The sequence below is a fragment of the Stenotrophomonas sp. CFBP 13725 genome, from assembly GCF_014841935.1.
Lineage (GTDB): Bacteria > Pseudomonadota > Gammaproteobacteria > Xanthomonadales > Xanthomonadaceae > Stenotrophomonas.
Window position 1 is genome coordinate 332,163 of the sequence record NZ_JACYUV010000004.1, and the last position, 26,352, is coordinate 358,514.

20 protein-coding genes are annotated in these 26,352 nt (G+C 66.5%); 10 read left to right on the forward strand and 10 right to left on the reverse strand.

Annotated elements, in window-relative coordinates; all coding sequences use genetic code 11:
- Positions 1-123: 123 nt before the first annotated feature.
- Complete coding sequence (locus IFT65_RS09605; protein WP_192081262.1) at positions 124-1,143, reverse strand: glucokinase; 1,020 nt, start codon at positions 1,141-1,143, stop codon at positions 124-126.
- Positions 1,144-1,507: 364 nt separating this feature from the next.
- Between IFT65_RS09605 and IFT65_RS09610 the strand changes: the two genes are divergently transcribed.
- The 8 genes from IFT65_RS09610 to IFT65_RS09645 all read left to right on the forward strand — a co-directional run bounded on the left by IFT65_RS09610 (position 1,508) and on the right by IFT65_RS09645 (position 11,411).
- Complete coding sequence (locus IFT65_RS09610) at positions 1,508-2,797, forward strand: sugar MFS transporter (RefSeq protein WP_188326175.1); 1,290 nt, start codon at positions 1,508-1,510, stop codon at positions 2,795-2,797.
- A 42-nt stretch (positions 2,798-2,839) separates the two neighbouring features.
- Positions 2,840-3,907: a LacI family DNA-binding transcriptional regulator gene (locus tag IFT65_RS09615; RefSeq protein ID WP_188326176.1), complete on the forward strand. Its 1,068-nt coding sequence runs from the start codon at positions 2,840-2,842 to the stop codon at positions 3,905-3,907.
- Positions 3,908-3,915: 8 nt separating this feature from the next.
- The gene (locus tag IFT65_RS09620) at positions 3,916-4,944 is read left to right on the forward strand and encodes an SIS domain-containing protein (RefSeq protein ID WP_192081263.1); all 1,029 of its coding nucleotides are present in this window, start codon (positions 3,916-3,918) and stop codon (positions 4,942-4,944) included.
- On the forward strand, positions 4,944-6,092 hold the full coding sequence (gene nagA, locus IFT65_RS09625) for an N-acetylglucosamine-6-phosphate deacetylase (RefSeq protein WP_192081264.1): 1,149 nt from the start codon (positions 4,944-4,946) through the stop codon (positions 6,090-6,092). The genes IFT65_RS09620 and nagA overlap by 1 nt, the downstream gene beginning before the upstream one ends.
- Entirely contained in the window at positions 6,089-7,156 is a 1,068-nt protein-coding gene (locus IFT65_RS09630) for a heparan-alpha-glucosaminide N-acetyltransferase domain-containing protein (protein WP_192081265.1), read from the forward strand. The genes nagA and IFT65_RS09630 overlap by 4 nt, the downstream gene beginning before the upstream one ends.
- Before the next feature lie 322 nt (positions 7,157-7,478).
- Positions 7,479-8,303: a hypothetical protein gene (locus IFT65_RS09635; RefSeq protein ID WP_192081266.1), complete on the forward strand. Its 825-nt coding sequence runs from the start codon at positions 7,479-7,481 to the stop codon at positions 8,301-8,303.
- Between the two features lie 26 nt (positions 8,304-8,329).
- Positions 8,330-10,558 carry an autotransporter outer membrane beta-barrel domain-containing protein gene (locus IFT65_RS09640; RefSeq protein ID WP_249405111.1) on the forward strand — a complete coding sequence of 743 codons (2,229 nt, stop codon included), beginning with the start codon at positions 8,330-8,332 and terminating at the stop codon, positions 10,556-10,558.
- 418 nt (positions 10,559-10,976) lie between these two features.
- Positions 10,977-11,411 (forward strand): SseB family protein, encoded by a 435-nt coding sequence (locus IFT65_RS09645; protein WP_188326181.1) that lies wholly within the window; start codon positions 10,977-10,979, stop codon positions 11,409-11,411.
- A gap of 1 nt (position 11,412) precedes the next feature.
- Here IFT65_RS09645 and IFT65_RS09650 read toward each other — a convergent pair whose 3' ends face one another.
- Complete coding sequence (locus IFT65_RS09650) at positions 11,413-12,639, reverse strand: multifunctional CCA addition/repair protein (RefSeq protein ID WP_192081268.1); 1,227 nt, start codon at positions 12,637-12,639, stop codon at positions 11,413-11,415.
- Positions 12,640-12,768: 129 nt separating this feature from the next.
- Positions 12,769-14,748 (reverse strand): transglycosylase SLT domain-containing protein, encoded by a 1,980-nt coding sequence (locus IFT65_RS09655; protein ID WP_192081269.1) that lies wholly within the window; start codon positions 14,746-14,748, stop codon positions 12,769-12,771.
- A 221-nt stretch (positions 14,749-14,969) separates the two neighbouring features.
- Here IFT65_RS09655 and IFT65_RS09660 point away from each other — a divergent pair, with 221 nt between their 5' ends.
- Entirely contained in the window at positions 14,970-17,843 is a 2,874-nt protein-coding gene (locus tag IFT65_RS09660; RefSeq protein WP_192081270.1) for a TonB-dependent receptor, read from the forward strand.
- 67 nt (positions 17,844-17,910) lie between these two features.
- Here IFT65_RS09660 and fhuE read toward each other — a convergent pair whose 3' ends face one another.
- The 5 genes from fhuE to IFT65_RS09685 all read right to left on the reverse strand — a co-directional run bounded on the left by fhuE (position 17,911) and on the right by IFT65_RS09685 (position 23,565).
- Positions 17,911-20,076: a ferric-rhodotorulic acid/ferric-coprogen receptor FhuE gene (gene fhuE, locus IFT65_RS09665; protein WP_192081271.1), complete on the reverse strand. Its 2,166-nt coding sequence runs from the start codon at positions 20,074-20,076 to the stop codon at positions 17,911-17,913.
- Positions 20,077-20,313: 237 nt separating this feature from the next.
- The gene (locus IFT65_RS09670) at positions 20,314-21,051 is read right to left on the reverse strand and encodes an endonuclease/exonuclease/phosphatase family protein (protein ID WP_192081356.1); all 738 of its coding nucleotides are present in this window, start codon (positions 21,049-21,051) and stop codon (positions 20,314-20,316) included.
- A gap of 52 nt (positions 21,052-21,103) precedes the next feature.
- The gene (locus IFT65_RS09675) at positions 21,104-21,916 is read right to left on the reverse strand and encodes a thiol:disulfide interchange protein DsbA/DsbL (protein WP_192081272.1); all 813 of its coding nucleotides are present in this window, start codon (positions 21,914-21,916) and stop codon (positions 21,104-21,106) included.
- Positions 21,917-22,016: 100 nt separating this feature from the next.
- Positions 22,017-22,673 carry a thiol:disulfide interchange protein DsbA/DsbL gene (locus IFT65_RS09680; protein WP_192081273.1) on the reverse strand — a complete coding sequence of 219 codons (657 nt, stop codon included), beginning with the start codon at positions 22,671-22,673 and terminating at the stop codon, positions 22,017-22,019.
- Between the two features lie 103 nt (positions 22,674-22,776).
- Complete coding sequence (locus tag IFT65_RS09685) at positions 22,777-23,565, reverse strand: c-type cytochrome (RefSeq protein WP_192081274.1); 789 nt, start codon at positions 23,563-23,565, stop codon at positions 22,777-22,779.
- A gap of 123 nt (positions 23,566-23,688) precedes the next feature.
- On the opposite strand from IFT65_RS09685, the gene yihA reads away from it, so the two are divergent.
- Positions 23,689-24,288, forward strand: coding sequence for a ribosome biogenesis GTP-binding protein YihA/YsxC (gene yihA / locus IFT65_RS09690; protein WP_188326189.1), 600 nt, complete (start codon positions 23,689-23,691; stop codon positions 24,286-24,288).
- 111 nt (positions 24,289-24,399) lie between these two features.
- Here yihA and IFT65_RS09695 read toward each other — a convergent pair whose 3' ends face one another.
- Positions 24,400-25,365, reverse strand: a complete 966-nt coding sequence (locus tag IFT65_RS09695; protein ID WP_192081275.1) for an MBL fold metallo-hydrolase — start codon at positions 25,363-25,365, stop codon at positions 24,400-24,402.
- 101 nt (positions 25,366-25,466) lie between these two features.
- Complete coding sequence (locus IFT65_RS09700) at positions 25,467-26,324, reverse strand: AraC family transcriptional regulator (RefSeq protein WP_192081276.1); 858 nt, start codon at positions 26,322-26,324, stop codon at positions 25,467-25,469.
- Between the last annotated feature and the right edge of the window lie 28 nt (positions 26,325-26,352).

Sequence of the window (26,352 nt, forward strand, 5' to 3'; positions counted from 1 at the left end):
GGTTGCTGCTGTCGTGCGATCGCGCCGCGGCCGGCGTGATCGGGTAGTCCGGGTGGTGCGTACGGCGTGTTCCGGTGCTGCATGTTCGGTGCTGCCTGCACGCGCCTGCGCGCGCTGCAGCGGTCAGCGGGATTGCTGGCCCAGGTACCAGCTGGCGGCGCCGATCACGCCCAGCTGGCCGTGCTCCACCACCTTGACCGGGATCCGTTGCAGCGCTTCGCTCATCGGACCCTTGTTGAGATAGCGCGCGACGAAGGTGCTGGCGCGCAGGAAATCGCGGATCTGCGGCAGGATGCCGCCGGCGAGGTAAACCCCGCCGTGGGCGCCATACAGCAGGGCCATGTCACCGATGGTGCTGCCGAGCAGTCCACAGAAGACTTCGAGCGCCCTGCGTGCCTGCGCATCGGTGCCCGCCACCGCAGCGGCAGTCACTGCGTCGGGCGTGCGCAGTGTGGCGGGCTGGCCTTCCACGGCGCACACCGCGGTATAGAGGTTGATCAGGCCGGGACCTGACAGGGCGTGTTCCACCGACACATGCGACCGTGCGCGCAGCATGTGGCGCAGGATCGCCATTTCCAGTTCATCGCTGGTGGCAAGGCTGGCCTGTCCGGCTTCAGTGGCCAGGACCACCGGACCATGGGCGGTGGGGATCCAGAGTGCCGCACCCAGCCCGGTGCCGGGCCCGACCACCAGGGTCGGTCCGCGCGGCGCGCTTTCGGGTCCACACAGGTGAAGCACGCCACTGGCATCCACCTGAGCGGCGGCATGGGCGACCGCCTCGAAATCGTTAACGATATGCACGTGCTGCACGCCGGTATCGGTCTCGAGCTGGCGGGCCGACAGCGGCCACGGCACATTGGCGGTGATCACCGTGCCGTCTTCGCGGGCGTAACCCGCAGTGGCCACAACGCAATGAGCGGGGCGGGCGCTGTCGCCGAGGAAATCCGAAAGAATGGCAGCCAGTCCCGGATGGTCGACGTTGCGGTACTTGCGGTAATCCAGCAGACGGACCGGATGGGCGTCATCGCCGCTGGCCTGCACGCGGGCCACCCGTACATGGGTTCCGCCGACATCTGCGGCCAGGAAGCTCGGCGCAGCGCTGGACAGCACGTGGGCGGGGGCGGGATGGCTGGCAGCGGTCACGCGGGCTCCTGCAGGGTGCGGATCGAGAATGACCCGCGGTTGAAGCGGAATATGGCGCTCTGTTGACAACGATGTCAACGAACCTGTGAATATTTCGTTGCTGCGCTGCAAGAGATTGTTTTGACCGGAAACGATTACATTGCTGGCAAGCAGCGGCGGGAGAAGCGCCTTCCACATCAGTGGCACAGGGCCTTCTACGTATTCAGATCGAAATCCTGTGTCGCATGTGGCGCTGCAGCATCCGGGGTGACAGCAGCGCGAGCAAGTTGACAAATCCCCCGCGCTCGTCGAAAGAATGTGACAACGTTGTTCCCAGCCATTCTTCGACGACGCAGACCGCGGCGTCGCAGCAGGAGCCTTGCCGATGTCCGCTGTCCCCGCTGCACCTGCACGTACCAGCGTCACGACCTCCATCGCCATCGTCGGCGTCCTGTTCTTCCTGATCGGTTTCTTCACCTGGCTCAACGGGCCGCTGATCACCTTCGTCAAGCTGGCCTTCGAGCTGGACGAAGTCGGCGCGTTCCTGGTGCTGATGGTGTTCTATCTGTCGTACTTCTTCCTCGCCCTGCCGTCGTCGTGGATCCTGCGCCGCACCGGCATGAAGAAGGGACTGAGCCTGAGCCTGCTGGTGATGGCGGCCGGCGCCGCCTTGTTCGGCGAGTTCGCCACGCAGCGCTGGTATCCCGGTGCGCTGGGCGGCCTGTTCGTGATCGGCAGTGGCCTGGCGCTGCTGCAGACTGCGATCAATCCCTACATCAGCATCCTCGGGCCGATCGAAACGGCCGCGCGACGCATCGCGATGATGGGCATCTGCAACAAGATCGCGGGCATGCTGGCCCCGTTGCTGATCGGCACTTTGGTGCTGCATGGGATAGGGGATCTGTCCACTGCGGTGGAACAGGCGGACGCAGCGACCCGGGCGACCTTGCTCAACGAGTTCGCTGCGAAGATCCATGCGCCTTACCTGGGCATGGCGGCGCTGCTGGTGGTGCTGGCGGTGGCCGTGCTGTTCTCGCCGCTGCCCGAGCTGAAGACCGCTGAAGCCAATGCCAGTCCCGCCGGCAAGGGCGGCGTGGAGCGCAGCAGCATTTTCCAGTTCCCGCACCTGTGGCTGGGCGTGCTGTGCCTGTTCGTCTACGTGGGCGTGGAGGTGATGGCCGGTGATGCCATCGGCACCTACGGCCACAGCTTCGACCTGCCGCTGGACCAGACCAAGATGTTCACCTCGCTCACCCTGGGCGCGATGCTGGTGGGCTATGTGGTTGGCCTGCTGCTGATTCCCAAGGTGGTCTCGCAGTCGCGTTACCTGAGCATCTCCGCCTGCCTGGGCGTGCTGTTCTGCCTGGGGGCCTACTTCACCCACGGCTATGCCTCGGTGGCCTTCGTGGCCCTGCTCGGGTTCGCCAACGCCATGATGTGGCCGGCCATCTTCCCGCTCGCCATCCGTGGGCTGGGACGCTTCACGGAAACCGGATCGGCGCTGCTGGTGATGGGTATCGCCGGCGGCGCGATCATCCCGCAGGCATTCGCGGTGCTGAAGCAGCATGCGGACTTCCAGCTGGTGTTCCTGCTGCTGATGGTGCCGTGCTACCTGTACATCCTGTTCTACTCGGTGATCGGCCATCGCGCCGGCCTGCCGCGCGATGCGGCCTGATCGGCGATCATGGACGCACCAGACCAACCGCGGGGAACGGCAATGCGCAGAGCGACCATCAAGGACGTCGCCGAAAAGGCGAAGGTTTCGCTGAAGACCGTATCGCGTGTCATCAACAACGAACCATCGGTGATGCAGGCCACCCGTGCGCGCGTGCTGCGCGCCGTGGCGGAACTGGACTACGAGCCCGATCCGTCGGCACGCAACCTGCGCAGCGGCACGACCTTCGTGGTCGGGCTGGTCTACGACAACCCCAATCCGTACCACATCATCGGCGTACAGAACGGCGTGCTGGCGGCGTGCCGGGAAACCGGCTTCGGCCTGCAGATCCATCCCTGCGACTCCAGCTCGCCGATGCTTGCCGAGGAGCTGGCGGACTGGGTGGCGCGTTCGCGGCTGGCCGGACTGGTGCTGACTGCCCCGATGTCCGAGCGCCGCGACCTGGTGCAGGCACTGACCGCGCGTGGCATCAAGCTGGTGCGCATCATCGCGGCCACCGAAGACCCGGCCGATGGTGCATGCGTGTTCGTCGACGACCGCGAAGCGGCCTATGAGGTGACCGAGCACCTGATCCAGCTGGGCCACCAGCGCATCGGCTTCCTTTGGGGTGGCAGTTCGCACCGGTCCTCGGTGGAGCGGCACGCCGGCTACGAAGCCGCACTGAAGGACTACGGCATGACCGTGGACAAGCATCTGGTGGTGCAGGGCGATTACACCTTCGACGACGGATTCCGCGGTGCACGGCGGCTGCTGGCGCTGCGTGAACCGCCGACGGCGATCTTCGGCTCCAACGACGAAATCGCGGCCGGCGTGCTTGCCGCTGCAAAGTCGGCTGGCATGAACGTGCCTTACGACCTGTCGATCGCCGGATTCGAAGACAGTCCGTTCTCGCGGCAGTCGTGGCCGCCGCTGACCACGGCCAAACAGGCAACCGAGGACATCGCCCGCCACGCCGCGCGCCTGTTGATCGCGCAACTGCGCAGCGACGCCTACGACGACACGCCGTCACCGCTGCACAACCAGGGCTTCGTGCCGCAGCTGGTGGTGCGCGGATCCACTGCGCCGATGCGTCCGTCGGCAACACGCACCCTTCCTTCCGATCCTCCCTGAGTACCGTCATGACGCTGCCCGCACCTGCCGACACCCTGATGTACCGTGAAGCCGCTGAAGCGGCGGAAGTCATCGCCGCCCAGTTCGCGCGCAACCATGGCGTGATGGAGTCGCTGGCTGCCAGCCTGCGCCAGTCGCCTCCGCCATTCGTGGTGACCTGCGCGCGCGGAAGCTCGGATCATGCGGCTACCTACGGCAAGTACCTGCTGGAAACCCAGCTGGGGGTGGTGGTGGCCTCTGCCTCGCCGTCGGTCGGGTCGGTGTACGCTGCGCCGTTGCAGCTGCGTGGCGCACTGTTCATCGTGATCTCGCAGTCCGGCAAGAGTCCGGACCTGCTGCGCAACGCGGAAGCGGCCAAGGCCGCAGGCGCGCGGGTGGTGGCGCTGGTCAACGTGGAGGATTCACCGCTGGCGCAGCTGGCCGATACGGTGATTCCGCTGCATGCCGGCGCCGAGCGCAGTGTTGCGGCCACCAAGAGCTATCTGGCCTCGCTGGCCGCACTGCTGCAGCTGGCGGCGTACTGGAAGCAGGACAGCGCGCTGCGGGCAGCGCTGCAGGCATTGCCGGATGCACTGCGCAGCGCCTGGCAGGCGGACTGGAGTGCGGTGACCGATGGCCTGGTGGAAGCCAGCAATCTGTTCGTGTTGGGGCGCGGCCTGGGCCTGGGCGCGGCGCAGGAAGCGGCGTTGAAGTTCAAGGAGACCTGCGGGCTGCATGCAGAGGCCTACAGCTCGGCCGAGGTCAAGCATGGCCCGATGGCGTTGGTCGGCCCTGGCTTCCCGGTGTTGGCCTTTGCCCAGCCTGACGAGACCGGCGCCGGTACGCGTGCGGTGGCCGATGAGTTCGCCGCGCGTGGCGCGCAGGTCTGGTTGGCCGGTGCCGGCGGCGAGTTGCCAGTCGCGGCAGCACCGCATCCCCTGTGCGCCCCGCTGCTCACGGTGCAGAGTTTCTACCGCGCGATCAACGCACTGGCGCTGCGCCGCGGGCACAACCCGGACCTGCCGCCGCATCTGAACAAGGTCACGGAGACCGTCTGATGAAACAGGTGCTGCGCAATGCCCGCATGCTGGTGGGCGATGAGTTCCGCGATGACCTTGCCCTCGTGCTGGAAGCGGGCCGCATCACCGCCGTGTTGCCCGACGCGGCACCGTCGCTTGGCCATGCCGGCGAGCAGGTGGACCTGCAAGGGGGCTGGCTGCTGCCCGGTTTCATCGACGTGCAGGTCAACGGCGGTGGCGGCGCGTTGTTCAACAACACGCCGGACGTGGCGACACTGCGCACGATTGCCGCAGCCCACCGGCGTTTCGGCACCACCGCGATGCTGCCCACGCTGATCAGCGATGACCTGGAGGTGATGCGTGCAGCGATCGCGGCCACGCATGACGCCATTGCGCAGGCGGTGCCAGGCGTACTCGGCATCCACCTGGAAGGCCCGTACATCGCACCGGCGCGCAAGGGCACCCATGACGCCAGCAAGTTCCGCGTGCCCGATGCCGATGAAATCGCCTTGGCCGCCTCGCTGGACAATGGCGTGACCCTGCTGACGCTCGCCCCGGAGAGGGTGCCGCTGGAGACCATCCGCGCGCTGGTGGAGCGCGGGGTGATCGTCGCCGCCGGGCATACCGCCGCCAGCTACGAAGAAGTGCGTGCCGGGCTGGATGCCGGCATCCGCGGCTTCACCCATCTGTACAACGCGATGTCACCGCTGCAGGGGCGCGAACCCGGTGCGGTCGGGGCGGCACTGGAAGACCGCGACAGTTGGGTCGGCATCATCGTCGACGGGGTGCACGTGCACCCGGGCAGCCTGCGTGTGGCGCTGGCTGCGAAGCCACGTGGGCGCCTGCTGCTGGTCACCGATGCCATGCCGCCGGTGGGCGCGGCCGACCCCAGTTACGTTCTGTACGGCGAAACCATCACCGCCATCGAGGGTGTCGTCCGCAATGCGGCGGGCTCGCTTGCGGGGTCTGCGCTGGACATGGCGACGGCCGTGCGCAATACGGTGCAACTGCTGGGCCAGCCATTGGCCGAAGCGGCCCGCATGGCATCCACCTATCCGGCGCAGTTCCTCAACGTGGATGATCGGATGGGGCATATCGCGGAAGGATTCCAGGCCGACCTGGTGGTGCTGGATGATGCGCTGCAGGTGCGTGGGACCTGGATCGCCGGGCAGTACGAGGCCGCATGAGCACCGGCGCGGGCCTGCGCCTTGCGTCCATCGACGCGCTGCGGGGCCTCACCGTGGCGGCGATGCTGGTGGTCAACAATCCGGGCAGCTGGGACCACGTCTATGCGCCGCTGCTGCATGCGCAGTGGGACGGGTGCACGCCCACCGATCTGATCTTCCCGTTCTTCCTTTTCCTCGTCGGCGTGTCGATGGCCTTCAGCGTGGTGCCACGTGCGGCGCTGCCGGCGGCGCGTCCCGCGTTGGTGCGTGGCGTGCTGCAACGTGCAGCGCGCATCCTGCTCGCCGGTGCCTTGCTGCATGCGCTGGCGTGGTGGCTGCTGGACCTGCCGCATTACCGCCTGTGGGGCGTGCTGCAGCGGATCGCCCTGTGCTCCGCGCTGGTGGGGGTGCTGGTGGTGTTCGCGCGGCCGACCGTGCAGTGGATCGCGCTGGTGCTGCTGCTGGCGGTGTATGCGGCGCTGCTGCTTGCCGCGGATACGCTGCAGCCCCTGCTGGATCCGGCCAGCCGACTCGATACTGCGCTGTTCGCACCATGGGTGTACCAGTGGCATCCCGACAGCGGGCGGGGCCACGATCCGGAGGGGCTGCTGAGCAGCATGGGTGCGTTGGCGACTACCTTGCTGGGCGTGATCGCCGGTGGCCTGTTGCGATCGGGTCGCCACGGTGCCTTGCTGGCAGTGGGGTTGGCCAGCGCGGCGCTGGGCGTCGCCGGAGCGGGCGCACTGCCCTTCAACAAAGCGTTGTGGACGCCGACCTACGTTCTGTGGAGCGGTGGGCTCGCGACGCTGCTGTTGCTGATCGCCCACATGCTGGTGGACCGGCGAGGCTGGCCGGCCGTGGGACGGCGGTTCGGCGTGAACGCGATCACGGTGTATCTGGGGGCATCCGTGCTGTCGGTCGTATTGGGCGCTACGGGTGCTTGGGCACGTGCATGGCAACTGATGCGTGATGCGTTGCCCACGCAGCCCGCGTTGGCCTCGCTGCTCGTCGCGTGTGGTTTCGTGGGGGCGTGGTGGGTCGTGGCGTGGTGGCTGGATCGTCGACACATCTACGTCAAGATATGAAGTGATTCACGCGTGTGCGCGGCGCGTGAGCGTTGACGGTTTTCACAGTGTCCATGCATAACAGGTCCCAGTTTAAGGTCCGTAAAGGTACCGAGCGGTCATCGACGGCCGCAGGGCCCTGACACGTAGGGTCCACGTATGTGAACTCAGATTCATCGGCACTGCCACGTTCCTCGTAGCTCGTTCATTCCCCCGTTGGAGACGTCCTATGCAACGTTCCGCGCGATCGCCCCTCTTCCCGTGCATAGCTTCTCTGCTGACACGGCGCGCGTTCGCCGGTACGGCGTTGCTGGTGGCAGCGCTTCCTGCAGGTGCCAACTGCGTGACGACGGGTACCACCACGGTCTGCGATGCCACTGTGCCGAATCCATGGACCTCGACGGTGGGCAGCGGCGATGGCGGGCCCGACGACGGCCGCACGGTGGAGGTGCAATCGGGGGCAGGCGTCGTGGTCGGCAATGCCAGCGCGGTCAGCTTCGCCGGCGTGGGTAATGTGCTGAGCAACAGCGGCTCCCTCACCGCCACCAACGCGGCGGCGATCGGGTTCAACAACAGCACCGGACGCAACCGTGTAGTCAACACCGGCACCGGTGTCATCCAGGCCGACGGCACCGCGATAGCGGCTACCGGCGGGGGCGCGCTGGACTTCATCAATGCAGGCCTGGTAACCGGCAATGTCGTGCTCGGTGCCGGCGATGACCTGCTGGATCTGTCCGGGCGCATCGACGGCAGCGTGGACCAGGGTGCGGGCAACGATACGGCGATTCTGCGTGCCGGCGGGACCCTCACCGGGGCCCTTGCACAGGGCGCCGGCAACGATCGGCTGGAGGTGCAAGGTGGCGTGGTCAATGGTGCTACTACGCAGGGCGCGGGCGAAGACACCGCAGTGCTGAGCGCGGGCACGCTGGCCTCGCTGGACCAGGGCGACGGTGTGGACAGCCTGCAGATCAGCGGTGGCAGCGTCACCGGGACGGTGCAGCAGGGCAACGGCACCGACAACTTCCTGATGACCGACGGCACCCTCGGCGCCTTGCTGCAGGGTGACAACTACGACTCCTTCCGCATGACCGGCGGCCGCATCATCGGTGCGTTCGAGGACGGCGACTACGCATCGGTGCGTTCGAGGACGGCGACTACGCCGAGATGACCGGTGGGCGCATCGGACGGGTCAACATGAAGCTCGACAACAACGTCTTCGACATGTCCGGCGGCACCATCGACGGCAACCTGGTGACCGGCTTTGGACGCGACACGATCATCCTGTCCGACGGCTATATCGGCGGCAACATCAGCGTCAGTGGTGGCGATGACAGCGTGACCCTCACCGGTGGCACCGTGCGCGGCGAGATCCGCATGAGCGTGGGCAACGATACGCTGGACTGGAGCGGTGGCGGGGTGGTGCATGACCTGATCGACATGGGCGAGGGCAATGACACCGCGCGCTTGGCGAACCTCAACGAATCCCACCTCGGTGCGGTCCCGCGTCTTGAGGGCGGCGTCGGCGTGGATGCGCTGGTGATGGACAACGTCAAGAGCACCGCCGTGGCGCGCTACGCCGGTTGGGAGAGCATCGCGCTGCGCAACGACAGCCAGCTGACCTTCGATGGCACGCTGGTGCTGGGGGACATCGGCACGACAACCGGTACGCTGGATATCGATCCGACCAGTGCGTTGTTCGGTAGCGGTGCGAACGGCATTTCTGCCTTCACGGCGGGAGCACTGGCGACTGTGATCAACGCCGGACGCCTCGACATGAGCAGCAATGACGTCGCCGGTGATGTGTTCACCGTCAACGGCAATTACACCGGGAACGGCGGCGGCCTGTATCTCAATACGGTGCTGGGCGATGACAGTTCGGCCAGCGACCGCCTGGTGGTGTCCGGTGGCACCGCCAGCGGCACGACCGGCATCGGCGTATTCAATGCCGGTGGTGGTGGCGCGGCGACCGTGTCCGATGGCATCCTGCTGGTGCAGGCAAGCAATGGCGCAACGACCACGGCCGATGCCTTCGCGCTGTTCAGCCCGTTGTCTGTCGGCGCGTATGAGTACTTCCTGTTCAAGGGCGGGGTGAATGCCGGGACAGGTGAGAACTGGTACCTGCGATCCACCATCGTGGCGAGTGCAGATCCCGCACCTGCGCCGCCGCCGGTGACGCCCCCGCTGCCCGAGCCGCCGCCGCCGGAACCGATCGGTACACCGCCACCGGTGTTGCCGCCCGCACCGCCACCGCCGCCGGATGTCCCGGTGGATCCGGTCACGCCGGATCCGGATCCGGTCGCGCCGGAACCTGCGCCGCCACCGGCACCCGCAGAGCCCGCGCCGGTACCGCCTCCGGTTCTGGAGACGCCGCCGGTGGTGCCGGATGAGGTGGCCGTGGTTCCCGGTCCGCTGGCCTTGCCGCCTACGCCAGGCGCGCGCCCTTCGCAGGCTGCCGTCACGCCCATCTACAGGCTTGAGACGCCGGCCTACGCGGTGGTGCCGTCGCTGCTGCGCACGGTCTCCCAGGCCTCGCTGGGTACCTTCCACGAGCGGCAGGGTGAGCAGCGGTTGCTGGTGGGTCAGGGTGCGGCGCGTGGCGCATGGGGCCGGTTGATCGGCAGCAGCGAAGAGCAGCACTGGAACGGCGACGCGCTGACCGGCTTTGACGGTGACCTGCAGGGCCTGCAGGCGGGTATCGATCTGTATGCCAGTGGCGACGAAACCTTCCGCGGCCAGTGGGGCGTGTTCGTCGGGCGCACCCGCGCCACGGGCCGCATCACCGGACTCGCGCTCGGGTGGGAGAACGTCCAGGTTGGCCAGACGCGGTTGGACGACAAGCACGTTGGGCTGAGCTGGACCGGTGTGGGATCTGCCGGCGGCTATCTGGACGCGGTGGTCATGCAGAGCCGCTACCGCGGTGAGGCGTGGTCCACGCGCGGGCTGGGCATCGACGTACGCGGCGACGGTACCAGTGCCTCGCTTGAGGCCGGCAAGCCGCTGCTGCGGTTCGGTCAATCAGCCTGGTGGCTGGAGCCGCAACTGCAGGTGATCTGGCAGCGGCAATCGCTGGACGACGCAGCGGATGCGGTGGCGGCGATTGGTTTCGGTGCGGACACCGCATGGACCGGCCGCATCGGCCTGCGTATTGCCGGCGATTACGGACTGGCGGACAACGGCTGGCAGCCGTATTTCAAGCTCAATTACTGGAAGACCCTGGACGGCGATGACCGCGTCGACTTCGGCAGCAACCGCATCGTGTCCGGGCAGCAGACCAGCGCATGGGACGTCGGTGTGGGTGTGGTCGGGCGCTTCAACCGCAACGTGAGCGCGTATGCGGTCGCGGATTACACCCGCGACCTGGAAGACCGCAACCGCGAAAGGAAGAGCGTGGAGGGCAACATCGGCCTGCGGTTTGACTGGTAGGGCGGATTCCTGCCCACGGAATATCCGGTAGAGCCGACTTCAGTCGGCTGCGCCTGCGCGCATCGCAACAGCAGCCGACTGAAGTCGGCTCTACCAGAACCCCACGGCCAGATCCCCGCGACCAGATCCCCACGGCCCGATCCCCGCGACCAGATCCCCACGGCCCGATCCCCGCGCCTATCCGGTAGAGCCGACTTCAGTCGGCTGGGCCTGCACGCATCGCAACAGCAGCCGACTGAAGTCGGCTCTACCAGAACCCCACGGCCAGATCCCCGCGACCAAGTCCACACGGCCAGATCCCCACGGCCAGATCCCCACGCCCGGGGTGGTGGCTGCGCTGTTCCACAGGATGACAACGTCACGGCCTGCTAAAGTTGCGGCAACGATCACGCGTGACCGCACGCAAGCAGGAGTAACCGTGGAAGCCGAAGCCCCCTTTGAACCACTGAACGAGCTGGAAGTGCGACTGCTGCAGGCCCAGGACGGAACGCTGCAGGCCCCGGAATTCCTGGACAGCCTGCTGGCGGACCAGGTCTTCGTGCTGCTGGACAAGCCGGTCGGCCCGGACGCCGACTGGGATGAGTCGATCAACCCGCTGGTGCTGACCAGTGAAGGCGATGAGCCGATGTTCGCGATCTTCTCCGCCGTCGAACGTGCCAGCGCCTGGAGTGAGCAGTTGCCGCAGTTCGAGAATGCGCTGCAGGTGGAAATGCGCTGGTTGCTGAGCGCTATCTCCGATGGCGTGGGCATCGTGCTGAACCCGGGCTACGACATCGGCATGGAGATGATCCCCGATGCGGTCACCCAGTTGAAGCAGCGCGCCGACGCGTTCACCCGCGGCGAGGCGCGCTGAGTCAGCGCCGGCGCGCCGCCGCGATCGCGGTGATGCGCGCCCTGGCAAGGGCCTGGCCGATGGCGGGGCCCTGCAGGTCGGTGGTGTCGAGGTCGCGGGCCTGCACCGACAGCGCGGCACGGTGAAGCCGCTTCAGCGTCTCCCCTTGGGGGTAATCGCTGTCCTCGAAGCCCAGTCGCCCGCGTTTGTCCGCTTCGCAGCACAGCGCGATGCGGGCGATGCGTTCGGGCCGCCGCAGCGTATCGCAGCGACCCAGCAGCTCCAGTACCGTGGCATCGCGCAGCTCGTCGATGCGGTGCACATTGAGGTGCTCGCGGCACACCGCTTCGGCCAGTTGCTGGTGCTCGGCGGGGATCTTCAGGCGTGCACACAGGGCCTTCAGCGGCTTGACGCCGCGCTGTTCGTGCATGATGTGGCGCGGCCATTCTTCCGGTGGCGTCAGGCCTTTTCCCAGGTCATGGGTCAGCGCCGCGAAACCGACCAGGTCATCGCCGGGTGCCAACCGGGCGGCCATGTCGCTGACCATTTCCTGATGCACTCCGGTGTCTACTTCAGGATGGTATTCCGCGCGCTGCGGGACACCGTACAGGGCCTCCAGCTCGGGCAGGATCGGGCCCAGCGCATGGGCATCGTGCAGGGTGCGCAGGAACGCGGAAGGGCGCTCGCACGCCAGCGCACGACGTAGTTCCTGCCATACGCGTTCCGGCACGAGGGCATCCAGTTCCCCACTGGCTGCGACCTCGCGCATCAGCGCCATGGTCTCTTCCGCCACGCTGAAGCCCAGGGGGGCGAAGCGCGCCATGAAGCGCGCGGCACGCAGCACGCGCAGCGGATCTTCGACGAAGGCCGGGCCAACGTGGCGGAGCACGCGCTGCTCGATGTCACGCACACCGCCATAGGGGTCGACCAGCGTGCCGCTGTCTTCATCGCTGGCGATCGCGTTGATGGTGAAATCGCGGCGTAGCAGGTCTTCTTCCAGCGTCACCGATGGATCGGCATCGACCACGAAGCCGCGGTAGCCGCGCCCGGATTTGCGCTCGGTGCGGGCGAGCGCGTACTCCTCCGCACTGTCAGGGTGCAGGAATACGGGGAAGTCGCGGCCCACGGCACGGTAGCCCTGGGCCTGCATGTCGGCCGGCGTGGCACCGACGACCACCCAGTCCCGGTCACCGGCGGGACGTTGCAGCAGGCGGTCGCGCACCGCGCCGCCGACGAGATAGATCTTCATGACCCCATGATACGGCGGGTTCGGCGAAGGTAGTAACCGCTGCTGGCCGTTACGCTTCCGCTGTGGGTGCTCCCGCTGCGCTCGCCGAGCAGGGCTCGGCGCTACCGGTCATCGCGGCGTGCGGCGCGATCAATCCGCCTTGGAACCCGCTGCAGCGGTGCAGGTGAACTTCTTGCGGGTGTCCACCAGCTTGCCCATCAATCGATCACTGAGCGGCAGCGCATCGCCATTGAGACGCCAGTCGTAGATCACGCTGAAGGCCAGCACGCGGGCGACGTACTCGCGGGTTTCCTTGTAGCTGATGGTCTCGATCCACAGGTCAGGATCGAAGCCGGGCCGCTGGCCCTGCCAACGCGCGGTGGGCGTGGGGCCTGCGTTGTAGGCGGCGATCGTGACGTAGGGCAGGCCGTCGTACTTGTTCATCAGCTGGCGCAGGTACGCAGTGCCGATGGCGATGTTGGTGTCCGGGTCGTACAGGCTCGACGCGCCGCCGTAATTGGTCAGGCCGATGCTCTTGGCGACCGCTGCGCCGGTGGCGGGCAGCACCTGCATCAGGCCCATCGCATTGGCGGGAGAGCGTGCGTTCGGGCTGAAGATGCTCTCGGCGCGGATCTCGGCCGCCACCCAGGCGGGATCGATTGCGTTGCGCGATGCCTCGCGGCGGATGCTGCCATCGTGGTGCAGCGGGAAGCGCAGGTGATACAGGCGCTGCTCGTCGGGCTGCTTGCCCAGCGAGAACACGGCCCGGTCGAACCATCCGTTTTCCTGTGCCACTTCCACCGCCAGTCGGCGCTGGGTGTCATCGAATTTGGCCAGCGCACTGTTCCATTCGGCCGTTGCCCAACTGGCGCGGTCGATGCGGTACAGCTCCATGGCCCGCACGATGGCCGGGTCGCGCGACACGGCGGCACGCGCCGAGGCACTGTCGTTGGGCTTCCAGGGGCACAGCATGTAGGGCTGCTGCAGCTTGTCGGCGGCCAGGAAGCCATGGAAGGTCGGCGAGCTGGCGGCACGCGCGAACACGGCCTTGGCCTGCGCGGCCTGTCCCGTTTTCTCCAGCATGCGTGCTTCGAAGTAGGTCCAGCGCGAGTCCGCACGCTGGGTCGGGCCCATCTTGCGGATGGCGGCCAACGTCGCCGGCCAGTCACCGCGTGACATCGCTTCACGTACGCGCCATTCGTGCAGCCGTTCGTCATAGGCCGAATCGGGCACCGCATTGAGGCGACGCGCCGAATCGGGCAGGTACGACGCCACCGTCCACAGGGCGATCTGGTACCGCACCTGCGCCTGCTGCTCCGCACTCAGCCCCAGCGCCTGTGCATACTGCGGCAACTGTTGCTCGGTGGCGTCCGGGTTGGCTTTCGCCAGCTTTTCCAGGCCATCGGTGGCGATGCGTTTGCTGCGCTCGTTGCGTGGCCAGTTCAGTGCCTTCGCATTGGGGGAATCGACGAACGCGGCGTAGTCGGTAGCCAGCGCCAGATCGGCCGCGGGCAGGCCACGGGCCGCACTGCGCATTACCGCCGGCTGCTGGGCATCGGCCGCCGCATCGATCCGTTCCCAGCGCAGTGCATCGCTCAGCCCGCCCTGTGCCTGCAGCGCGGTGAACACGGCATCGCAGCCATCGGGCAGCGCCTTGCCGTTCTTGCGCCACAGTTCCTGCGCTTCACTGGTCCACTGTGCGTCGATCTTGCCGGTGGCTTGGCGGGCGCTCAGCTGCGCACAGCGCAGCCCGGTGTTCTCGGTGGGCGCCCAGTTGGCGAGCAGGGTCGCCCAGTCCTGGCGGCGCGCTACAGCGGGCAGCCATACGCCGCGGAAGGTCGTGGCCACGGCTTGGCCGTCATAGCGTTTGAGGAACGACTGCGCCTGGTCGTTGCTGACCGTTTCGATGTTGCGCCGCAGGTTCGCGTACTCCAGCCACCCATACGCCGGGTTGCGGCTGAGCGTGCCGGCTTGGGCCGCGTTGAACTGGCCGCGCTCGGCATCGGCGATGGCCGCCTTCAGTTGGGCGCGCTGGGCGTCGCTGGATTGGGCGGAAGCGCTCGGTACAACGGCACACAGCAAGGTGGCCACGGCGAGCAGGGACAGGGCAGGGCAAGGATGTCGAGTCATGGTCCCAGCATAGCGGTGGAAGGCTGAATTCAGTTTCGCACACGCTGCATGCAGGCACTTCAACGGGCGTTTGCAGCGACCGCTCATGCGCATTCGGCTTTGTGCAATCCAAGTGAAAGCGAGGCGTGGATCACTTCACCCGTTTTACAACTTGTTTACAACTAGGACGCTGTGTGATCCCAGCAGTTGATTTGCCCGCCCATCTGGAGAGAGAGAAGCGAATGAACAATCTGCATTGCCGCCCCTTGGCGGCCGCTGTATCGCTGTGCGTAGGATTGATGTCATCGGCCATGGTCATGGCACAGGAGACGCCGCGGGTCGCCACCGACCTGGATCGTGTCGAGGTCACCGGCTCGCGCATCAAGCGGGCCGAAGTGGAGGGCCACCTGCCTATCCAGACCCTCACGCGCACTGAAATCGAACGCACCGGCCTGACCTCCATCGGCGAGGTGCTGCAGCAGCTGACCGGTTCCGGGTCGGCGCTCAACGCGAAGTTCAATTCGTCCGGCAATTTCGGTTTCCCGCCGGATGGCAGCGGGGTGGGGGCGGGCTCGGCGCAGGTGGATCTGCGTCATCTGGGCGCCAAGCGCGTGCTGGTGCTGGTCGATGGCATCCGCTGGGTCAACGAATCGTCGGCCTCCGGCGTGGGCTCTGCAACCGACCTGAACACCATTCCGCTGGCCATTGTGGAACGCATCGAGGTGCTGGAAGACGGTGCCTCGTCGTTGTACGGATCCGACGCCATTGCCGGCGTGGTCAACATCATCACCCGCCGCAATTTCGATGGCGCGCAGGTGACGATGAACTACGGTGAGTACAGCAAAGGCGATGGCGCGCAGAAGGGCGTGGACCTGGCCTGGGGTACGCAGGGGGACCGCTACAGCCTGTTCCTGGGGGCGAGTTATACGAAGCAGGATCCGGTGTATGCCAATACGCGGGAGCAGTCGCGCTTGCCCAAGCCGGGCACCGGACTCTCGTTCGGGAGTGGGAGCATTCCCCAAGGGCGATTTCAGTTCGTCGATCCCAACACGGGCGCCGTGCAGGATCTGGTCCCCAACGTCGGCGCCGGTGCACCCCGCTATGACGGCAGCGCAGGGTGCAGCCGTGCAGACGACTACCATTGCTTCAGCAGTTCGGACCGTTTCAACTATGCCGAGTACAACCTGCTGTTGACCCCCTCAGAGCGAAAGGGCGTGTTCGGGCAGTTCCGGTTTGACATCAGTGACAACGTACAGTGGTACGTCAAGGCACTGGGAAATCGCCGCGAGTCCACGAACCAGGCGGCGCCCGAACCTCTGGGTCTGGGACCGAACGCAGGCACGGGAAATCCACTGGCGGACAACATCACCGTGTCGGCGCTGAATCCCTTCAACCCGTTCGGCTTCGATCTGATTTCCTCGGGAAACATGCAGTTCATCGGCCGTCGTCCGGTGGAAGGTGGCGCGCGTGTGTTCGAACAGGAGGTCAACACCCGCTACGTAGCAACGGGATTGGTTGGCGACTTCGAGGCGGCTGATCGGAGCTGGTTCTGGGACGTGAACGGCATGTACAGCAAGAACAAGGCCGAGCAGACCAACTACGGCAGCTACAACATCTACAACGTTAATCTCGCGCTCGGCGATCCGGCAATCTGCGCGGCGACTCCGGGTTGCGTACCACTGGATATTTTCAGTGGTGAAGGAAGCATTACCCCGGCCATGCTGCAGTGGATCCAGCCGGTGGTGCGTGACCGCAGCCAGAATGAGCTGAGCCTGTTCACCGCCAACCTGTCCAGCGAGCTCTTCACCTTGCCTGCCGGTCCGGTGGCCTTCGCGACAGGCTACGAGTACCGCAAGTACGAGGGCTCCTACCAACCTGATCCGCTGACCGTGATCGGCCATTACAACGGTGTTCCGTCTCTGCCGACATCCGGTTCCTACGACGTCAACGAAGCCTACCTGGAGCTGAGCATCCCGATCTTCGCCAAGAGCGCGCTGGGCGAGAAGCTGGATCTGAGCCTGGCCGGACGTTACTCGGACTACTCCACCTTCGGCGGCGAGTTCACGCCGAAATACGGCCTGCGCTGGCAGGTGACCGATGACTTCGTGCTGCGCACCAGTTATGCCGAAGGCTTCCGTGCACCGTCCATCGGCGAGCTGTACGGTTCGGCGGCACGCGGCGATCTGGAAATCTTCGATCCGTGCTCCATCGGGCTGGGCGGCGATGCACCGCGCGGTAGTGCTGCCAACTGCGCGGCGTTGGGCGTGCCGACCGGCTTCCAGTCAGCGAACTCGCAGATTTCGGTCACCACCGGCGGCAACATCGAGCTGGACCCGGAGCATTCGCGCAGCTTCAGCGCCGGCTTCGTGTGGAGCCCCTGGTTCGCCAACAACACTGAATGGTCGGAGCGCTTCGATGTGGAGGTGACGTTCTATCGCCACACGATCGAAGGCGCGATTCAAGCCATCAACGCGCAGACCCAGCTGGACCTGTGCGTGGATTCGCTGGACCCGCTGTACTGCAGTGGCATCACGCGTGCCAATACCGGTGCGATCAGCAGCTTCAACAACCGGCTGACCAACCTCGGTTCGATCAAGACCGATGGCTGGGATGTGGACCTGTTCTACACCCTGCCGCAGACCGACATGGGGCAGTTCAAGCTGGGTTGGCAGAACACCTTCGTCGGACGCTACGAGGCACTGGGTGCAGCCGGGCAGCGGCAGCCGCAGGAACCGGGCGTGGAAGTCGCCGATAGTTCGATTCCGGAATGGACCAGCAACGCCAGCGTGTCGTGGGCGCTGGACAACTGGAACGCTTCATGGACGGTGCGCCATATCAGCAAGCTGACCGAACAGTGTGGCGATGCCGTGGCGTTCCCCATCTGCGGCAACCAGGCCGAGGGCACGAATGAGCTGTCGGCGACCACCTTCCATGACATGCAGGTGGGCTACAAGGTCGACTGGATGAAGGGGCTGCAGCTGAGCCTGGGGTTGAACAACGTGTTCGACAAGGATCCACCGATCTGCCTGTCGTGCTCGTTGAACGGTTATGACGCGTCCACGTATGACATCCCGCGTGGCCGCTTCTGGTATGCGAGGGCGGATCTGCGGTTCTGATGCAGAAAGGGGTCAGAGTCCGTTCGCTTTGCGAAAGCACTCTGACCCCGATTTCAGTCAACGAAACTCAGAAGTTGTAGGTAAACGTCAGCGAGCCATTGCGACCGTCACCGAACGCACCGTAGCCGTTGATCTGCGACAGGTACTTCTTGTCCAGCAGGTTGTTGAGGTTGGCCTGCACGCTGAACTCCGGCGAGATGCGGTAGCGTACGAACGCGCTGACCAGCGCATAGCCCTCCTGCTCGATACGACCGTAGGCGGGCACCGGATAGTAGATGCGGTTCTGCCAGTTGGCACCGCCGCCGACCGTCAGCGCGCTCAGCGACTGCGGGGTGTAGCTGGTGAACAGCTTGATCGTGGTCTGCGGCAGGTTGGTGTTGATGTCGGCGTCGTTGATGTCCTTGGCCACGTAGCGCGACGCACCGAAGGTGGCATTCCAGCCCGGAGTCAGTTCGCCGTTGAGCTCCAGCTCGAAGCCACGGCTGACCGTACCGCGTGCAGCGATGTAGGCAAACTCGCCTGGGCGGCTCGGGATCAGCTCGCTGGTGACCTGTGCCACGTTGTCCTGCTCGATACGGAAGGTCGCGACCGAGGCGTTCAGGCGGTTGTCGAACCACGCGCCCTTGACGCCGATCTCATAGCTCTTGCCGTCCACCGGATCCAGGTAGCTGCCGCTGCGGTCGCGTGCGGTCTGCGGCTGGAAGATTTCGGTGTAGCTGGCGTACGTGGAGTAGGTATCGTTGATGTCGAACACCAGGCCCGCGTACGGGGTGGTGACCTTGTGCGAGCGGTCGGCCCCTTCGCCCGTGCTCTCCCAGTCGGTGTAGCGCGCGCCGAGGATCAGCTTCAGCGGATCAGCAAGCGACAGGCGGGTAGCCGCGTAGCCGGCTTTCTGGGTAATGGTGCCTTCGCTCTGCAACGGCAGGGTGGCAGCCCAGTTGGGTTCCGGGAAATTGCCCACGCCGGCCAGGTAGTTGTCCAGCGGCGCCCAGCCGACCTGGTAGTCGCCGTAGTTGGCGAACTCGCGCTTGTTGTAGCTCAGGCCGGCCATGAACTGGTGCTCGCGACCGAACAGCTGGAACGGACCTTCCACGAAGCCGTCCACCGCGTTGACCTTGCGCTCGGTGTTGTAGAAACCGGCCGAGGGCGTGACGCCGGCACCGGTATTCTTGTCCAGCAGCGAGGCGCCCGTGGTCCAGTCGTTGTAGGCGGGGTAGAACAGCTTGTCGTCGGCCTTGGTGGTGTCATGCGTAGCGCCGAGCTTGACCTTCCAGTCGTTGGCGAACGCATGTTCCAGGGTCGCGAACAGACGCTTGCTGGTGGTGTCCCAATAGGTCCAGCCCGGGTTGGCGCTGAACGATTCGTCGAACGGCGTCGGGCTGCCGTCGGAGAACAGCATCGGGAAGCCACCCCAGGTCGCGCCGTTGGCACGCTTCTGCTGGTAGTCGTAGCCCACGCTGAGCAGGGTGTCCGGGGTCAGGTCGGCATCGATGACGGCGTAGCCCAGCGTCTTGTGCTGGTTGTAGCGGTCCATCTGCGATTCGGTATCCAGGTAGCTGCCGATCACACGACCGCGCACCGTGCCGCTGGCATTCAACGCACTGCCCACGTCCACCGTGGTGCGGGTGCGGCCCCAGCTGCCGACGTTGACCGACACGCTGCCGGCCAGCTCGGCGCTGTCGGCATGCTTGCGGATCAGGTTCACCGAGGCCGACGGATTGCCGGCGCCGGTCAGCAGGCCGGTCGCGCCGCGCACCACTTCGACACGGTCGTACAGGGCCAGGTCCAGGCCGGAATCGCCATAGCTCCAGTTCTGCACCATCTGCGTGGGCAGGCCGTCGAACTGGTAGCTGTCGATGTAGAAGCCGCGCGCGTAGAACTCGGTGCGCTCGGTATCGGACTGGGTGCTGCTGACGCCGGTGGTGTTGGCCAGCACGTCGAGGATGTCATCCAGGTTCTGATCTTCGATGCGCTGGTGGCTGATGATGCTGATCGACTGCGGAATCTCGCGCGGCGCCAGCGAGAAGCGGGTGCCGGCCGACGTGCGGCGCACCGAATAACCTTCGGCCCGCTCGCCCTTGACCACCACGCCGTCGAGGGTGGTCGCCGAGGGGCTGGCGCCGTCGGGTGCGACACCCTGCTGGGCAAACGCAGGTGCGGCAGCGAGGGTGCACAGGGCGGCCAGCAGCGCCTGCGGCAGGCGATGCAGGGTGAGGGGGGCAGAACGGGTCATCGGCTTCAACCAGGCAGGTCGCTACAAGCGCCTGGCCGGGAATCCCTGGTGGCCGGGCGGAGCGGAGAGTGGGGGGGCGAGCTGTCGCAGTCCCGCACGGTCCTGCGCGGTCACGATGCGCCATGATAATGGGAGTGATTCGCATCATCAATAGATAAAAAAGGGGACGGAGGGGATTAAGTCGTTTTTGGCCTGCCCGCATGCCAAAAACGACTTAATCCCCTCCGTCCCCTTTTTTCAGCGGAGGGCGCTGGCGGGGACTTCGATCTCCATGGCCAGGGCCAGGTGATCGGAGAACGCGGCGGGTACCGCTTCGACACTGCGCTGCTGCAGGTTGCTGCTGACCAGGATGTGGTCGATGGCGCGGTCGGGGCGCCAGCTGGGGAAGGTCGGCACCACGCAGCCAGGGGGCTGCAGGGTGGTCTTCTGGTACAGCACCTGCATTTCCGGCCGCTCGGCCAGGCAGTTGAAGTCGCCCATCAGCACGGCGTTGGGGTGGTCGGACAGCATGTCGGCGATGAACGAGAGTTGCGCCAGACGCGAGCCGGCACCCAGCGACAGGTGTGCCACTGCCACGGCCAGCCCCTCGGCCCCGTCGCCGAACTTCGCCAGCAGCACGCCGCGCCCGCCTATCCGGCCGGGCAGGGCGTGGTCCTGCACTTCTACCGGCTCCAGCCTGCTGAGCAGCCCGTTGGCCGACGACGCCACCCCGCCCATGCGCCGGTTCGGCTGGTGGCTCCAGTAATTGAAGCCGGCCTGCTGGGCGAGGTAATGCGTCTGGTTGGTGAAGCCCGAGCGCAGGCTGCCCGGGTCCGCTTCCTGCAGGCCGACGATGTCGTGCCCACGCGCCAGCGTGGCGATGGCATCCAGGCTGCTCCGCTTGCGCCCGGCCGGCAGTGCATGCGACCAGCTGCGGGTCACATAGTCACTGTAGCGGCGGGTGCTGGAGCCGGCCTGGATGTTGGCCGTCAACAGACGCAGGGTACGTGCGTGGGGGGAGTTCACGTCGGGATGCGCTGTGCCGGGATCAGTTGCCGGCCTTGGCCGCACGCTCGCGCGCGATCAGATGGTCGGCGATGCGCAGGTAATCCTGGAAGGAGTTGCCCTTCACCAGATACTTGCCGTTGATGATGAGCGACGGGGTGCCAGAGATCTTGCTGCGCTGGGCGAACTGCTTGGCGGCATTGGTCTTGGCATTGACCGCGAAGCTGCTCATGGCGGCGGTGAACTGCTTGGCATCAACGCCGTGCTTGGCGTAGAAACCGGCAATGTCCTCGACCGAATCACGGCCGCGCTCACCCTTCAGGGTCTGCTCGGCGTGGATGGCGGAATACAGTGCGTCATGGGTCTTCTCTTCCACGCCCAGCGTCTGCGCTGCATAGAACGCACGCGCGTAGTCGTCCCAGGTGCCACCGAACATCGCCGGCACGTAGACGAAGTTCACATCACCCGGCAGACCGGCTTTCCACGGCCCGACCAGCGGCTGGAACGCAGCGCAGGCGGGGCAGACGAAGCCGAAGATCTCCACCACTTCAACCTTCCCTGCGACCGGCTGGAAGGGCTGGCCATTCTCGATCACGATGTAATCGGTGCCTGCGACCGGCTCCGGTCCGGTCAGGCGCATGGGCGCATCGGCCGCCACAGGGGCTGCCTCGCTGCCAGCGGCCTGCTCGGTGCCTGCAGCCTGTTCGCTGTTGGCTGCTGCGGCGGTATCGGCAGCCGGTGTGGCGGTGGCGGCGGTCTCGGTCGGCGCGGTCACGTTGGCCGAGCCATCGTCCGCCTTGCAGGCGGCAAGGAGGGGCAGCAGGGCCAGCAGGGTCAGGGCGAAACGGGTCTTCATCAAAGCTTCTCCAGCCATGGTTGAAGCCGACGGCGTGCGTCGGCCAGGAACGAATGATGACACGCAGGGGCATTGCCTCCGCGTGTGGGTGGTGTGTGGTTCAGCGGGCCTTGCCGTTGCGTGCCCGGGCGATCAGTGCCGAGGCGATGCGCAGCTGGTCGGCGGCGCTGGTGCCCTTGACCAGGTATTGGCCGTTGATGATCAGCGTCGGCGTACCGGGGGTCTTGGTGCGCAGGGCGAACTCGCGCGCGGCCTTGACCTTCGCCTGCACCGCATCGCTCTTCAGCGCCGCCACGTAGGCGGGTTCTTTCACGCCGTACTGCGCGTAGAAGGTGGCCAGCTCTTCCGGCGATACGTTCTGCATCGGCAGGCTGCGGTCTTCGTGCAGCGCCTTGAACACGGCGCTGTGGCTGCGCTTGGCGACGCCCAGCTGGTCAGCGGCGTAGTACGCAGCCGCCCAGGTGTCCCACGGGCCACCGAACGCAGCCGGGACCGGGGTGAACCGGACGTCCTTGGGCAGTTTGGCGACCCAGGCGACCAGCTGCGGTTCGAAATGCGCGCAATGCGAACAGGTATAGCCGAACACTTCGGCCACTTCGATCTTGCCGGCCAGCGGCTGGAAGGGGCCGGGCTGGGCGATGAGCTCGTAATCGCGACCTTCCTGCAGGTCGGTCGCAGCGGTGGCGGCGGGCGCGGCGGACAGGGCCAGCGGCGCCAGCGCCAGCAGGGACAGCAACAGACGGGGAATCAACCTCATCGACACACATCTCCAAAGGAACGATCGCCAGCGGTGTGCCGGCGCGGAGATGAACATACCTCAGGCGGCCGCCGCGGGGGATACCGCAGCGGCCAGGCGGTCATCAGGGAGCGGCGAGCGGTGCACCCTGCGCGGCCACATCGTCGGCCCGGTCATGCAGGCCCTGCAGGTAGCTGCCCAAGGCCTGGATCTCCTGCTCGGTCAGCTTGGCAGCGATGGTTGCCATGATCTGGAAGTGGGCCTTGTCGGTCTCGCCGGTGCGCCCAGCCTGGTATTCCTGCAGGCGCCGCGCGACATAGCTGGCGTGCTGGCCGCCGATATGCGGATAGGCCGGGCCGGGATTGCCCGCGCCGGTCGGGCCGTGGCAGGCCATGCACGCCGGCAGTCCGCGCGCGACATCGCCGCCGCGATACAGTGGCTGGCCGATCTCATAGAACTTCAGCCCCTTGTAGGGGCCCTCGGCGACCGCGCCGTCGTCGGCGATGCCGGCACCCGCCTTCTGCGTAGCGAAGTAGGCGCCGATATCGCGCATGTCCTGCGCGGTCAGGTCCTTGACGAAGGGCACCATCGCCACCGAGGCACCGGAGGTGCGCTGGCCGGTGGCGATCAGGGCCATCTGCTGGGCGCTGTAGCGCTCGCTCTGGCCCGCGATGCTGGGATACATCTCGATGCTGGCGTTGCCGTCAACGCCATGGCAGGCCGCGCAGGCAGCCGCCTTTCCCTGTCCCGCTTTGGCGTCGCCCCACGTGGTCTTGCTGAAGTCGATTTCCAGCGACGCGGTCTGAATCGGCCCGTTGTCGGGCAGCGGTGTGATGCTGGTCTGCGCCCAAGCGGCGGCGGCCAGAACGGAGACAGCAAGTACGGAAACGGCAAGAACGCGAGCGTGGCGCATGCTAAAGCTCCGTTTTGGTCCGGCCAGGCCCTCCGCCCGGATACACCTGATTATCAGCGCCGCTTCACGCTACGGTCAATCGCTCCCCGGGCGCGCGGCGTCGCAACATGCGATCCTATGGGCATGTCTCTTCTCATCGAACGCGCGCATTACTTCGTTTCGGCCCACAACATGCGGCAATTGCCGCCTGACGAGGGGGCCGAAGTGGCCTTTGCCGGCCGCTCAAACGCCGGTAAATCCAGCGCCCTGAACGCCCTTACCCGCCAGAACGCGCTGGCCCGGGTGTCCAAAACCCCCGGCCGGACCCAGCAGCTGGTGTTCTTCCAGGTCACCCCTGCCGCCCATCTGGTCGATCTTCCCGGTTATGGCTATGCCAAGGTGCCGCTGGACCTGCAGGCGCACTGGCAGGCCTTCATCGACCAGTACTTCCGCACCCGCCAGGCGCTGCGCGGGCTGGTGGTGGTGATGGACATCCGTCACCCGCTGAAGGAATACGACCGGCAGATGCTGACCTATGCCGTACAGCGAGGCCTGCCGGCGCACGCGCTGCTGACCAAGGCGGACAAGCTCAGCCGCAGCCAGCAGATGATCTCGCTGAACAAGGTCAAGAAAGAGCTGCACGAGGCCTTCGGCGATACCGTCGGCGTGCAGGTGTTCTCCGGCGAAAGCCGCCTGGGCGTGGATGAAGCGCGCGGCATCATCGGCGGCTGGCTGGGCCTGTAAGCCGACGGCAATGACGGGGTAGAGCCGACTTCAGTCGGCTGTGGAAACCCGGTGCCGACTGAAGTCGGCACTACCGCGCGATGCCCACCGGGCCCGCGGCCCTCGCCCCGGTCAGAGCGGCGAGAACTCCGCGGGCACCCACGCGTATGCCCCGCGCTCGCTGCGAACGTGACCCAGGCCCGGGAAGGGCAGGTGGGCGCCCGCGACCCACCATTTTCCATCCGCGGCCTGTTGCAGCATGGCGCGCCTGCTGTCGACGGCCGCCTGGCGGTCGTTGTCTGCTTCGAAAGACGCCTGTGGATAGGCGAACTGGACGGCGTGGTAATGCAGCACATCGCCCCACACCAGCAGGGACTCGCCCTCGCTGTCGAACCGGTAGGACACGTGGCCCGGCGTATGGCCGTGCGTATCCAGCGCGACGGCGTGCCCCGGCAGCGGCTGTCCCGGCACGAACGTGCGCAGGTGCTTGCTGGCCTGGTAGGGTGCCGCTGCCTTGCGTGCCAGCGCGAAGGCGAAGCGCACGCCTTGGGGTGCGGTGGCTTCGCTGGCGGGGTCCAACCAGTAATCCGCATCAGCCTGTGACAGCCACACCGTTGCGTTCGGATAGGCGACCTTGCCCTGTGCATCGAGAATCCCGCACAGGTGGTCAGGATGGGCGTGGGTGAGCAGTACATCGTCCACATCGGACGGATCCACACCGGCCGCGCGGAGGTTGCCGAGCACCTGCCCCAGGCCGGGCCCGAAGCAGTCGGCGGTACCCGCATCCACCAGCGTCAGGCGGCCACCGTCGCGGATCAGGAAGGCGTTGACCGCGGTCTGCAGGCCCTTCGTGCTTTCGGGTACGAAGCGCCCCTCCAGTGCCCGGGTCACCGTGGCGGGATCAATGCCGGTGAGTTCCTGGCGGCCCAGGGCCACCACACCGTCGAACAGGGCCGTGACCTGCAACTGGCCGATGCGTTGGTGGTAGACGCCGGCGACCTGTTCGTTCGGGGCAGGGGAGTGGGGGGCGGCCAGCGCGCTGAACGGCAGCGAGGCCAGTGCGAGCAGGACGGCACGGGATAAAGGGAAGACGGGCATGGGGCGTTCTCGATGGCGCGGCGATGGCCGCATGCCGTCATCGTGGCGTGCGTCGTGTGCGCGATGCGCTCAAGCTGGTGCGTGCAACGCTCGCGGCAACGTCAAGCGCGGCCGATGTCCGCCGGCTGCAGGCCGTAACGCTCGACGAAGCGTCTGCTGAAGCTGGGCAGCGAGCGGTAGCCGACGCGCGCTGCCACCGACTTCAACGGCAAGCGGGTGGTGTACAGCAGCCCCATGGCGTGGGCCAGGCGGGCCTCGATCAGCAGCTGGCGCAGGCTGGTGCCATCGGCCGCCAACCGTCGGCGCAGGGTGGCGCCGCTCAGGCCGAGGGCTGCTTCCACCTCATGCGATGGCCAGTCACGCGCGGGCTCGGCGGCGATGCGGTCGCGCACCTGTTCGGCCAGCGACGGCTGCGGGGGCAGCAGCAGGCTGCCGTGGCCCTGCCGCGTGAGCGCCATCGCGAACGTCGCCAAGGCCAGCCGCGCATCGCTGTAGTGGCCATCCTGCAGCGACTGACGCCAGCGTCGCAGCAGCGTGCGGTGTTCCTGCAACGGCAAGCGGACCAGTACCTCGCCTGCGGCAGGCAGCGGCTCATTCCACAACGTGCGTGCAGCCGTCAGGGCCTCATCGCAGAACGGCACGATCGCACTGACATAGCGGCCGCTGCGGGCATCGGGCACGTTGACCACATCGATCCGGCAACGACGGGTGATCAGGAAGATGTCGCCCGGCACGAAGCGCAGTGACTGGCTGGCGGTGCGGACGCGCTTTTCGCCCTCCAGCAGGATCGCGAACTGCGGCGCGGGGATCTCCACCGACCGTGCACCGTGTTCGCGCAGGGCGGTGATGCAGGCGTAGCCCTCCGCGCGGGCGCAGTCGGCCAGGCTGGCCATGTCGGCCAGCACGTCGCTGCTGTCGCAATCGGCAAGGTCGACAAGGTCGGCAAGCGCGGGTGTCATTGGCCCAGTGTACGAGGGTCAAGCCCCC